This is a genomic window from Streptomyces sp. NRRL B-1140 (genome assembly GCF_001280065.1).
In the GTDB taxonomy this organism is placed as follows: Bacteria; Actinomycetota; Actinomycetes; order Streptomycetales; family Streptomycetaceae; genus Streptomyces.
On the sequence record NZ_LGEA01000125.1, the window covers coordinates 56,779 to 69,485 of the forward strand.

General features: G+C 66.3%; 10 protein-coding genes. All 10 read left to right on the top strand.

Features of this window, described 5'->3' with window-relative positions; translation table 11 throughout:
- The first annotated feature begins 21 nt into the window (after positions 1–21).
- Complete coding sequence (locus tag ADK65_RS30265; protein WP_053674176.1) at positions 22–1,512, top strand: recombinase family protein; 1,491 nt, start codon at positions 22–24, stop codon at positions 1,510–1,512.
- Positions 1,513–1,949: 437 nt separating this feature from the next.
- A complete protein-coding gene (locus ADK65_RS30270; protein ID WP_053674177.1) occupies positions 1,950–2,366 on the top strand; it encodes a hypothetical protein in 417 nt (138 codons plus the stop codon).
- Between the two features lie 630 nt (positions 2,367–2,996).
- Positions 2,997–3,584, top strand: coding sequence for a hypothetical protein (locus ADK65_RS30275; protein WP_053674178.1), 588 nt, complete (start codon positions 2,997–2,999; stop codon positions 3,582–3,584).
- 773 nt (positions 3,585–4,357) lie between these two features.
- Positions 4,358–5,017, top strand: a complete 660-nt coding sequence (locus tag ADK65_RS30280; protein WP_159038839.1) for a hypothetical protein — start codon at positions 4,358–4,360, stop codon at positions 5,015–5,017.
- Positions 5,018–5,040: 23 nt separating this feature from the next.
- Entirely contained in the window at positions 5,041–6,072 is a 1,032-nt protein-coding gene (locus ADK65_RS30285) for a major capsid protein (RefSeq protein WP_053674180.1), read from the top strand.
- A gap of 808 nt (positions 6,073–6,880) precedes the next feature.
- Positions 6,881–7,027, top strand: a complete 147-nt coding sequence (locus ADK65_RS38690; RefSeq protein WP_159038840.1) for a hypothetical protein — start codon at positions 6,881–6,883, stop codon at positions 7,025–7,027.
- A 360-nt stretch (positions 7,028–7,387) separates the two neighbouring features.
- Positions 7,388–11,653, top strand: coding sequence for a transglycosylase SLT domain-containing protein (locus tag ADK65_RS30290; protein WP_053674181.1), 4,266 nt, complete (start codon positions 7,388–7,390; stop codon positions 11,651–11,653).
- Between the two features lie 74 nt (positions 11,654–11,727).
- On the top strand, positions 11,728–11,883 hold the full coding sequence (locus tag ADK65_RS38695) for a hypothetical protein (RefSeq protein ID WP_159038841.1): 156 nt from the start codon (positions 11,728–11,730) through the stop codon (positions 11,881–11,883).
- Between the two features lie 76 nt (positions 11,884–11,959).
- Positions 11,960–12,202, top strand: coding sequence for a hypothetical protein (locus ADK65_RS30295; RefSeq protein ID WP_053674182.1), 243 nt, complete (start codon positions 11,960–11,962; stop codon positions 12,200–12,202).
- Positions 12,174–12,698 (top strand): DUF6879 family protein, encoded by a 525-nt coding sequence (locus ADK65_RS30300; RefSeq protein WP_053674183.1) that lies wholly within the window; start codon positions 12,174–12,176, stop codon positions 12,696–12,698. Before ADK65_RS30295 ends, ADK65_RS30300 begins: the two co-directional genes overlap by 29 nt.
- Positions 12,699–12,707 lie beyond the last annotated feature (9 nt).

Consider the following 12,707-nt stretch of genomic DNA (forward strand, 5'->3'; position numbering starts at 1 on the left):
GGCACAGCGAGGGGTGGGGACGTGGAGGAAATTGACCTCTACCTGCGTAAAAGCAGGATCGTACGTGAGGGCACCGAAGCGCTCACTTTCGAGACGCAGGAATCGAAGGGGCGGGAATGGGCGCGTCGACATGACTTCCGTGTGCGCAAGGTGTGGAAAGACAACCTCAGCGCATGGACCGACACGAAGCGACCGGACTTCGACAAGGCGCTAGCGGCGCTTCGGCGCAAGGAAGTCCCGGCGCTGTGGTGTTACGCAATCGACAGGTTCGACCGAAAGGGCGCGCTGTCGGTTCTTCAACTCCTCGACTCCGGCGTCCGGATCATCTTCGACTACGAGCGACTCGACAGCGCTGACCCGCGCGACCGTGGTCGGATCGTCGACGACGCGGAACGCGCAAAGGCGGCGTCGGATCTCCTCTCGACGCGCGTGCGGGACACGAAGCAGGTGCAGCGACGAAAGGGCGTCTGGCTCGGGGCTGCGCCCTACGGGCTGCGGAAGGATAAACACGGAAAGCTGCATCACGCTAAGGAATGGGACTGTGTGATGCGCGTCCTGGCCGAAGTTGCCGACGGCAAGACTCCCCGAAAAGTGGCACGCAGTCTGACGGACGACCGCAAGCCGTCCCCCAAAGGCGGGGCGTGGAATGCGTCGACGGTTCGTCGCATCGTCTACAACCCCGTGTACGAGGGGTGGCAAGTCGTGGCGCTGTCCCGTGACTACACCTGGCCTGTTGCCTATCGCGACGAGGCGGGCAACCGCGTGGGGGTGTTCGCGGAGGGAGTCGAGCCCGCACCTGCGGATGTAGTCGCCAAGGCGAGACGAGTGCACGCCGGCCACCAGCGTGGGGCGTTGGGGCCGCGTGTCGGTAAGGCGTCTCACCTCCTGACAGACCTACTGCGGTGTGCGGGCTGCGGAGCGAAGATGCCGACGAGCGGTCGCTCCTACGTCTGCAACGGTCACCAGATGGGCAAGCCGTGCCCTGCCCCAGCCTCCGCCATGCGTGCCCGCATCGAGGAGTACGTGTACCGAGAGTGGGTCGGAGCTGTGAGTGCGGCCGACGTCGACGAGGGCGACCCTCTGATGATCGCTGTCGCGGAGCGGTGGGCGGCGTTGACGGCCCCAGAAGACACGGAGGAGGCACACGAGGCGCTAGCAGCCGTCAAGGCTGCGGAGGCTGCCGTCGAGCGCCTGGCCAACGACCGCGCGCAGGGGCTTTACGACGGGGCGATGGGCAAGCACTTCCCCCGCCTCGTCGCGGAGGCTGAGGAGACTCTGCGGGAGGCTCAGGAGCACGCAGACGAGCTGAGTGGGCACCGGATTGACCTCACCATGTTCGACGACGCGGGCCTTCTGGAGGAGGCGTGGGAGGCCGCGGACCTACCCATGCGCCGTGACCTGCTCCGCGTCGCTATCGACAAGATCACCGTAACCAGGGCTGAGCGCCGTGGCGCCCTCTTCGACGGTGACGCCCGATGTGACATCGAATGGGCGACGCCGGAAGAGGACTAGCCAGACACCAGAGAGCCCCCGTCACGTCGACGGGGGCTCTTCGTCATGTCTGCGGTGGCGTGCTCCATGGGCCGGCTTGGGGCCGCTCAGGGAGCTTCGCCCCCGGCCTGCGTAGATACCACTGCACGAACTCTCTAATGACGCGCCCCCGCGGACTGCGCCCCGTGGGATGCATGGTCTTCGCGGCCTGGAGGAGTGGCTCCCATTCGTCGTCAGGCATGCGCACGCGACGGGCCTTGTCGTACTCGTTCTCTTCGACGTCCATGCGCAGACGGTAGCTCGCTTGTGGCCACAAACTCAAGTTGCCATGGGGTTGCGCTTGTGGCCACAAGAGGGCTAGCTTTGTGGCCACAAGGACAGCACGCCGAAACGGCGAGCGCCCCGCAGTCCTGGCAGACCATCACGGGGCGCTCGTCCTCTACAGAGGAGCCTCCATCATGACGCACACGACCCCCGTTGTCCTCGTCGTCGGTAACACCTCGTCCCCCGTCGCCCTGGCCGACCTCACCGCCTTCGCCTGTGACGTCGCTGACCGCCTCCGCTTCCCCACTGTCGTCGCCACCGGGCGCGACTACGACCCGACGCAGTACGAGGCGGTTGTACTCGCCGACGGATGGTCGGAGACCTTCGAGTCGGCCGCGCTGGGCTGTGAGGCCATGCTCGCCGACATGTGCACGCTCTGGGCGGATGACGTCTACGAGTACCCCGTCAACACGACGTGCGGGCACTGCTACGAGACCGACCCGGAGGCGGCCCCGGTGCGCATCGAGGGCGGCTGGACGACGTCGGTGTGCCCCTCCTGCGTCGCTGCTGCCCGTCGGGAGGCACTCCCCGGCGTCCTCGTCGCCGCGTGACGTAACAATCAGTGACGGAAGGCCCGCCCTGGCTTCGGCTGGAGGCGGGCCTCCGCGCGTTCAGGGCACGGCAGTTTGGCTCGGCCGACGAGCGCTCGCGGAGAGTGCGTGCAGAGGGCACGCGGATGGCGGATGCGCAGAGTGACGAAACCTGCGCCCGCCGTCACTCTCCGTCCCCACCGTGCCAATCTGGGCGCCAAATCGCCAAACTAACCCCCTCCTCCAACTTCTCCTTAACGCGTATAGAGAGAAGTTGAGAATGGGGGTTAGTTTGGCCAGTTTGGTCAGACTGGCCCGCGGAGGACGTCGAGGCCCTCGCTTGACGGATACCGACGGAGGGTGAGGGGCGGACGAGGCGCGAGAGCGTGTCCATGCGCCCGCCTGGGCGGGTTTCAGGCCGCCTGCGGCCCTGGAGTCACACCGGGGCCTGAGAGCCCCTGAGCGACGCACACGGCGTTTCCTGCCGCCCTCGACCAGGGTCACGCTGAGTGATCATTCTCCGGTCCCGAACATCCTGCCCCCAGCGCCCCATAACTCACGTGTGAGGGCGCGTCACATCTCCCGACGTCCGCCCCATAACCCATATGTACCCGCGCACTCGCGCGGCTCGACGACACACAAGGGGCAGACATGTACGACGACAACGGCGCACCAATCCAGCGACGCACCCACCTGACGGACGAGGCGGAGGAGCTCCGTTATCTGGCGCTGGAGTTGGAGACGGACCACGACGCCTACGTCTCCCGGGGGCGCGCACCGTGGAGGGGACTGAGTGGGCATGACCCGCTCGACGACATCCCCGACGAGGAGTTCGGGGAGCGTCAGTGGGAGGACTGGCACGACGGCATGTACGACGAGGGCGACCCGGAGCGCCCCCGTCGTCGCCGGCCGTCAGGGCGGGAGGTTGACATCGTCCCGCCCGTCGTGGCTCCCGTGACGGTCCGCGTCGACCCCGCGATAGCGGCGGCGTTCGCTGCGCGTCAGGCGGAGGCGACGGAGGGGCCGTCATGGGAGGTCGACGGAGGGCGCGTGACCGTCGTCGGCGACTTCAAGGAGTGGTCCGGGCCATGCATCGAGTGCGGGCAGGAGTTCACGCAGCGACGCCCCGCGTCCCAGCGTCGCAAGTGGCGCCGTCTATGCGGTGAGGAATGTTCTGCGGAGCGACGCCGAACGGCGAACCGTGAGCGCATGCGCGCCGTGAGGGCGGACGCCGCCTGATGTGCGCACGTACATAGGGAAGGGGGAGGGTAGAGCTGCCCCTCCCTCCCCCTCTCACGTCGTGAGACCTCCGGCCCCCAGAGTGCCTAGCCGTTGACGGTCCACGAGCCGCGTGACGTTGACTCTCCTCCGACGTCACGCAACAGCCCTCACCATCCGCGTCCCTTCGGGGAGCGCGTAGAGCGCCGGTTTCCCCTTCGGCCGTGCTGCTCCGCGTACCGCTATTCCGCGGATGGTGAGGGCTTTCTCATGCCCGAATTTCGAGCGGTAGAGAGAAGAACGACCGATAGAGCGAACACCCCCGGACGGAGAGACATGACTTGCCTCGACGTGCGCGGCCCTGAACGACGGCCGTGCCGAACATGCGGTGACCGGTTCCCCGTGACGCTGGACTACTGGCCGCGGGATCCCGCGGGCCGGGACGGCGTCCGGCCTCACTGCATCACCTGCTACAACGCGAAACGCCGTGAGTCCTATGCGGCTGATCCTGAGCCTCAGCGCCGGCGGATGCGAGAGCGGTACGCCGCACGCGCTGAGCATTTTCGAAGGGCCCTGTCTCCAGAAGAGCAGGGCCCTTTTTCGTACCCGAACACGAAGGGCTGACCATGCCACGGAGGAAGACTTCCGCCCCCGCGTCCGTCTGGGGCTCCGTCCCTGAAGTCGCGCAGGCGGAAGAACTGTTGAAGACGACGGAGGCCCGGCTCTCCGCACTCCCCCCGACGCCGTCCCCGGAGGAGGCGCGACAGGCAGTCATAGACGCTGCCGTGGAGGCCATGCGGACCGACGGAGCCCCGATCCCTGGGGACATCGGGGAACGTGCCTCAGCGGCCTACACAGAGGCTCTCGCACCCTACGCGGAGCGGCTCGCCCTGCACACAGCCGTCAACGCCCTGCGCCGCCGCATGCCGTTCCTGAAGTCGCGCGGCTCACGCACCATCCTGGCGGCCCTTGCGGCTCAGCTCGACGATGTCCTGTCGGAGGTGCGGACCATCATCGAGCGCTCCGGGCACCTCGACGGGGACAGCGCCATCGAAGCGGGTGACCAGGGCATCGCGGACTACAAGCGTCTGCGGGAGCTCGTGGGCACCGTCGACGAGATCCGGCGCGCACAGCGCTCTGTGTACGCGGAGACCGGCGACATGGGCGTCCTGGCGTCGCTCTACCGCGAGGGACACGACCAGTTCCGCGGCGTGCGGTCTGAGCCCCTGCCGGCCGACGTCATGGCCGTCGTCAAGGGTGGGCGACGAGACGTTCGCTTCCTGCTCTACATGGCCGAGAGCGGCCGTGCCTGGCTCCCCGTCGACGTGGAGGAGCTGACCGACGAGGCGCGCGACGCGGAGGACGTCGGCAGTCCCGACGACGGCCGCAACCCCTTCTGGCAGCGCGAGACCACCGTGCCTGAGCCGTCCGCCCCTCGACGCTCCCGCATCTGACCTGACTACCTGAGAGACGACCCATGCAGCTTGTTACCGAATACGCCACCCCTGCGCACCTCAGCGGCTATGCCCGCGCGGCTCTGGCGGAGTTCGAGGAAAACACGTTCACCCTGTCCCAGTGGCTACCGAGTGACACCGTCGACGACCTGTTCTACCGATTCGAGCAGGGCGGGGGCGGACTCGTCGAGGCCGCTGTGTTCCGCGCCTACGACGCTGAGTCGGACATCGGTCACCGAGCCGGCGCGACCCGCGTTAGCGGCATGCTTCCGCCCATCTCCCGGAAGATCCCAGTCGGTGAGTACGAGCAGCTCAAGGAGCGCAACCTCACCGACACTGAGGGCGTTCGGGACACCATCGAGGGCCTGTCGGAGAAGCTGACGCGCGAGATCGCCGCCCGTGTCGAACTGGCCCGGGGCGACGCCATCTTCAACGCCGGCGTCACCATCGCCGAAAACGGCGTGAGCGCCTCCGTCGACTACGGACGCGACCCCGCGCACTCCGTCGAGCTCGACGGTGTCACTGACGCGCTGTGGGACGACACGGAGACCTCGAAGCCCTTCGACAACCTGACGGAGTGGGTGGAGGTCTACAACGACACCACCGGCGAGACGCCCGAATTCGTGTTGATGCCGGAACGCGTGCTCCGTCTGCTTCAGCGCAACGTGCAGCTCTGCCGCCTGTCGACGACTGACCCTGTGCCGCCCGTCATGCTCAGCAGGGACGAGCTGAACGCGCTCCTGAGGTCGTACGAGCTCCCGCAGATCGTGACCAACGACGCCCGCGTCAGCTTCAAGGGCGTGACGACGAGGGTGACGCCCGCGGACAAGGTGGCGCTGCTGCCGGCCAAGGGTGGCGCGCTGGGCCTGACCCTGTGGGGGACGCCCGTGGAGGCGACAGACCCGAGTTACGCCCTGGCGTCCGCCGATCGTGCGGGCGTCCTCGTCGGCAGCTTCCGCAGTGAGGACCCTCAGACGCTGTGGACGCGGGCCACTTCGATCGTGCTGCCTGTGGTGGCTGCACCTGACCGCACGTTCGTGGCGAAGGTGGTCTGACCTACCGCCTACGCCAGAACCTCAGCGCCTCCGCCCACGCTCGTACGACGTGCGCCAAGCTGCGCAGGATGGCAGAGCGTTGGGCAGGAGTAGTGCCGCGTAGTGCGACGAGTACCAACACGACGGCAGTGCAGCACACCACGGTGAGGCAGTAGGCAAGGGTGGCGAAGGGGACGAGCGCGGATGACATGCGTGTGACTCCACGAAGCGTGTGCCGTCGAGTGGAGTCCTGCTAGAGCGCGTCATCCCACTGACGGACGTGTACAGTCCGGCGGCCTTCTGCGTGAAGGCGTCCCAGTGGGATCGCTCTGGGTAGCGTCCCGAATTACGCTCCGGGCGGCTCTGAAACAGAGCGTAGCACCGGCGCACGCTGCGTAGCCCAGGCGTAGGGGCATGACCCCCTCCCGGCCGCCCTGGAGACCGTTAAGGTGCTGGGTCTCGCGCTCTGTACGGGTCTGGGGATCTGAACGGTAACGCTTTTAGGCGCCTGACCAGGGGCTCTGTAAACGCCCTGGAGGCTCTTTCGCGTTCCGGACGAGTCGGATCGTGTCCGCGGAACGATCAAGCGTTAGGCGAGAGCCGCTGAGAAAGCGTGACATCACCGCAGGTCAAAGCTCTAAAACCGTTACATCGCAGAGCCCCGGAGGATTCGTCTCCGGGGCTTTCGCATTCCTGAAGGGCCAGCATGACTTACAAGACCATGCCCGAATGCCGCCGGCCGTCGTGCCACTTTCCGCGGTCTCCCCGTCGACGCCAGGACGGAACTCAGGATCTCCCGAAGTTCTGCTCCGCGGACTGCGCCGCCTTCATGTACCGCGCTAAGCGAGCCCTGCGCGACGAGGACGGAGCGGAGGCAGCCGAACTCCTGCGCCTGACCGAACTTCTGGACGCCCGTAAGTACGCGTCTGAGCGGGTACCGGAGGTGTTCAAGCACGGCAGGGAAAAGGCGGCCTGACGTCGACGAGCAGTGCCCCATAAACCATTCAACCCCGTTGGGACGCCAACGGGGTTTTTCTATGCCCGGGAACACCTATGAAAACGCATGAACCGGCGCGTTGTCTGCGGCCTGATTGCCGTTGGGCACCGTTGCCGACGGTAAACGACACGGGAGGGCTAGAGGTATCTCCCTATTGCTCTGAGGCGTGCCGCATCGTCTGTATAGCGGCCTACTACACCGCCAACGCGGAGCCGTCGCCAGAGACAGAACGTCAGATACGGCAGCTCGTCCACGTGATGGCGCTGCTCGACCTGCGGGAGCATCCCGCGCAGTACAGCGACGGCCTCCCCACCGTCGAGGAGCTGCGGGAGGTGTTGGATGCCTGACCTGGACATCGTCGGGACAGTCGGGGTCGACGTCGTCCCCCTCGCCCCCAACTTCCACGACCGTCTGAAGGCGGCCGTCCTCCCTGCCGCGGACAGGGTGGGACGGGACGCCGGCGAGCGTATCGGCGACCAAATCGGGCGCCATATCGCGACGTCCATCCCAAGCGCCATCGTAAACGGTGGCAACGCGGCACGAACGGCGTCGACGCGAGCAGGCAACGACAATGCAGGCGCGTTTGGTCGGGCGTTCAAGAACCGTTTGGAGGTGGCATTCCGTAGCCTTCCCCGGCCTGACGTTCGTCTGAGTACAACGGGCTTCGACGCCGACCTTGCCCGCGTTCGATCCCGAATGGAATCCCTCAGCGGAAAGCGTATCGGCATCGACATCGACGCCGATACTGCCTTTGCTGAGCTGGAGGCCATTGACGCAAAGCTGGCGGAGCTCGGAGCGCGCTCTCCGAACATTCAGGTCCGCTCAGATATCGCCACGGCGCGGGCAGAGCTCGCGGAGATGCAACGTCAGGTCAACGACCTCGACCGCGACGACGTCCGCATCCGCGTCACAGCGAACACGGCGCAGGCGAACGCGGCCCTTCTGCAACTGGCCGTAGCTCTGGGCGCTGTAGCGGCAATCCCTCTCGTCCCCATTGCGGCAGCCGGCATCGGCGCCATTGCGAGCGCTGCTGTGGCGGCCGGCGCAGGCGTCGGAGCTCTCGCCCTCGTCGCCGTACCGGCAATCAAGTCCGTGACGTCGGTGATCCAGGCGAAGAGCGCTGCGGAGAAGGAGGCTGCCAACTCGACGAACAACGCGGCTGCCGCCACCGTGCGCGCTGCGCAGTCCACCATGCAGATGACGTCCGCACAGGCCGCCCTGCGCAACGCGCACCGTCAGGCCGCGCAGTCCATCGCTCAAGCCAACCGGCAGATCGAGGACGCGGAACGAGCCGTCGCTCAGGCCGCTCAGCGCGCCATGGAGCAGCGACGCCAGGCCGCGGAGTCCGTCGAGCGGGCGGAACGATCCCTCGTCGACGCGAAGCGCCAGGCACGCCAGGCGGAAGAGTCGCTGACGCAGGCCCGCAAGGACGCCGCGCAGCAACTTCGCGACCTGAACGACCAGTTGCTTGACGGCATGCTGGATCAGCGGGACGCCACTCTCCGCGTGCAGGAGGCGCAGGAGGAGCTTGACAGGGTCCTGGCCGACCCGACGGCAACCGACCTCCAGCGTGAGCGTGCCCAGCTTGGCTACGACGAAGCGGTCCGCAACGCGGACAAGCAGAAGCAGAAGCAGGCTGAGCTGAAGAAGTCCGTCGAGGAGGCCAACAAGGCCGGCATCGACGGGAACGAGGGCGTCAAGCGGGCGCTAGAGCAGCAGGCCGACGCGCAGCAGAACGTCAAGGATCAGACTGACGCCCTGGCGCAGGCTCACCAGGACGCCGCCCGAGCAGAGGTCGAAGCGGCTCAGACCGTTGCCGATGCTCAGCGCAACCTTGCCGACGCTGTGACCAACGCAGCGAACACACAGGTTCAGGCTGCCGAGTCCATCGCCTCCGCGGAACGGGGTGTCGAGGCTGCGCGGTTGTCGGGCATCGACACGACGGCTAAGGCTGCGTCGAAGGCTGACGAGTACCGCCAGGCGCTCGCGAAGCTCACCCCGGAACAACGGGACCTCTACGACTCCATAGCTGGGCCCAAGGGTCTGACGGCCGCGTTCAGGGAGTGGGTCCGGGAGCTGCAACCCGACGTGCTCCCGCTCTTCACGAGGGCTGTGAACGGAGCGAAGGCCAGCCTCCCGGGACTGTCTCCCCTCGTCCGCAACTCCGCGGATGCTGTCGGTGAACTCTTCGACCGTGCGTCGGCCGAACTGAAGTCACCGTTCTGGACGCGCTTTAAGCGCGGAATCACCGACAGTGCAAAGCCGGCGATCGTCGGTCTGGGCGTCGCCATCGGAAATGTTTTTAAGGGCGCTGCGGGGGTCGTTGACGCCTTCCTGCCCCACATGGACGACATATCCAGCCGGATGCAGGACATCACGGGTGACTTCGCCGACTGGGGGACGAGCCTTAGAGGATCTCCGCAGTTTGAGAGATTCCTCGACTACGCGGCAGAAATGGGCCCGATCGTCGCGGAAACCCTCGGCGACATCGGAGGCGCATTCTTCGAAGTCGGACACGCCCTTTCGCCACTCTCTGGCCCGCTCTTCAAGGTTCTTGGAGCGATGGCGTCAGGGATAGCGACGATCGCGGAAAACGCGCCGTGGCTCGTTCAGGGCATCTGGCTCGCCGTGGTCGCCACGAAGGCATGGACGCTGGCAATGGTGGCGTTCAACTTCGTATTGAACGCGAACCCCATCGTGAGGATTGCCGTTCTGATCGGCGTCCTTATCGGAGCCGTCGTTCTGGCCTACCAGAAGTGGGGATGGTTCCGCACTGCCGTCCAGGCGACGTGGGAGGCAATCCAGACGGCCGCACTGTGGGCGTGGGACAACGTCCTCCGACCGGTGTTCTTCGCCATCCGTGACGTCCTGTCGGCCGTCGGAGCCGTCGCACTGTGGCTCTGGAAGAACGTGATTGATCCGGTGTTCACTGCCATCTGGCTAGCGGCCCGGGTGCTCTTCGCGGTCGTGGTCACGGCAGTGCTGACGCCGATCTGGCTCGCCATACAGGCCGTCGGAGCCATCGCCCTGTGGCTGTGGCGGGAGTCCTTCAAGCCGGCGCTGAACAACATCGCCACGATCGCGAAATGGCTTTGGGACAAGGCTCTTCAGCCCGTTTTCCGGTGGATCTGGGACGGCCTGAAGTGGGTCGGAGAAAAGGTCTCGTGGCTCTACGACAAGACGGTCAAGCCCGTCTTTGACTGGATCGCCGACAAGGCGAAATGGGTCTACGACAAGGGTCTCCGTCCTGCGTTCAACAGCATCCGCACTGCCATCGGTCTCGTGGGCGACGCCTTCAAGTCGGCGCGGAAGACGATCGAGACGGCCTGGAATGCCGTTGCCGGTGTGGCCGCTAAGCCCATCAACTGGGTGATCGACTTCGTGTACACGAAGGGCGTGAAAGCCGTCTGGGACAAGGTCGCTGACTTCGTCGGACTCGACCCACTCCCGAAGGCGCCTAAGCTCCTCGAAGCCCCGCAGAAATTCGCCGACGGTGGACGGACGCACGGAGGAACTCCGGGCGTCGACTCCATTCCGATCCTGGCCATGGCCGACGAATTCATCATCAAGCGTGAAAGCGCCCGGAAGATCGGATTCGATAAGCTCGCCTACATGAACGCTACGGGTGAACTGCCCGGCGTTCAGCGGTTCGCCGACGGTGGCATTGTCGGTGCACTTGGGTCTGCGTGGGACTGGACGAAGGACAAGGTTTCGGGCGCAGTCTCCAAGGGCGTCGACTGGGCGAAGACGGGTGCAGACCTGATCGCCAACCCGTCGAAGATCTGGGCGAAGCTGATGAAGCCCATTCTCGACAAGGTGAAGTCTCACCTCGACGTGGGCGGGCTGGGCGCGAGCCTGGCGAAGTTCCCCGTGAAGATGGTCGCCGGCCTGAAGGACAAGATCGTCGACGCCGTGACCTCCCTCGGCAGCAGTGGGGGCGGAGGCGGCAACATCGGCGGGACCATCCCGACGGGACAGCGGGCAGGCATCATCCGCGCTGCTATGGCTGCCGCGCACGTGCCTCCGCCTGGCACCGTCGAGCAGTGGCTCCGTGGCATGAACACGCTGATCACCCGTGAATCCGGCTGGAACCCGAACGCCCGCAACAACTGGGATATCAACGCCAAGAACGGCGTCCCGTCTCAGGGGCTCGCCCAGACGATCCCGCCCACGTTCAACGCCTACGTGCCGGCGTCCCTGCGCTCCCGCGGGATCCTGGACCCGGTGGCGAACGTGGCGGCGTCCATTCGCTACATCGTGGCTCGCTACGGCAACATCACGAACGTCCAGCAGGCCAACGCGAACCGCCCGCCGGCGGGCTACGCGATGGGCGGACGTATCGTCCCGACGTGGTACGACGACGGCGGGTACCTGGAGCCGGGGTTGAACCTCGTCGCGAACGGTACGGGCAAGCCTGAGCCCATCTTCACATCGCAGCAGTGGGCGACGCTCAGCGCCGCGAAGGGCTCCGGACAGCCGATCACGGTCAACGTCGAGTCGAGGACGTACCTCGACGGCCGCGAAGTGGGCGGCATCATCGACGAGCGCATCAACATCTACGACGGCGAAGTAGCCCGTGACCTGAACAACGGTCGCTGGGGCTGACACACACCACCACGCACACAAGGGCCGCCTCCGGCATGGGGGCGGCCCTTCCCTATGCCTACGGAGGAGCACCCATGTTCGGACAGCCGGCGAAAAACCAGACGATCACTTGCCCGCACTGCAAGGCGGACGTCGAGCAGACCCCGGGCGCGGGGCGCCTGCGGCAGTACTGCACCCCGGAGCACGGCCGTGCCTGGCGACGGCGCATGCGCCACGCCGGTTGGCTCTAGACGGTCTTGCGCAGCACCCCCCATCGGCGGGATGGTCATAGACATTCGTAGAACCCGCAGGAGGGTTGGAGCAGCCATGACGCTACGGTTCATCGCGAAGGACCCCAACACCGACGGAGCGAACTGCCCCACGGTGTGGGTGGACGAGGAACGGCAGGAAATCGTCATTCAGGGCTGGAAGGTTGACGAGGAGACTCGGACCGACTGCCTGACGGCAGGGCCGATCCCGGACAGTGAAGATGTCGTTCGGCTGCCGGCCCGCATGGTGGCAGCCATTCGGGAGGCATGTGATGTGGCAGACCGCTCCGCCGTTCAGTGAGCTCCTGGCGGGCTGTCAACGGTCGGCCGTGCATCTTGAGATGCGCGACCACTACGACGACCCGGACGAGGCTCCGCGGGTCGAAGCGTGGAAGTCCGGATACCGCCCTGACCCGGACGACCGTTCGACGTGGTGGCGTCCCTGGCTCGACATGGTGGCGGAGACGGTAGCGCGGGGCGTCGAGATCCGGCGCGCCCGGATCGTCTCGGAACCCGTCAGTGAGTACACGCGGTACCTCTACGACGGGACGTTCACGAACGTCGCGGCCGGCGAGGAGATCCGGTGGTTGCCCCGCCGGGATGCGTCAGACCTGGCGTTGCCTGGCAACGACTTCTGGGTCTTTGACGATCGCCTCGTCCGCTTCGGCTACTTCTCTGGGGAGGGCGCCTACCTAGGCGACGACGTCACGGACGAACCGGCCGTGGTGAAGCTCTGCGTCGACGCCTTCGAGGGCGTGTGGAGCAGGGCGACGCCCCATGAGGAGTACAGGATCTAAGAGCCTCCA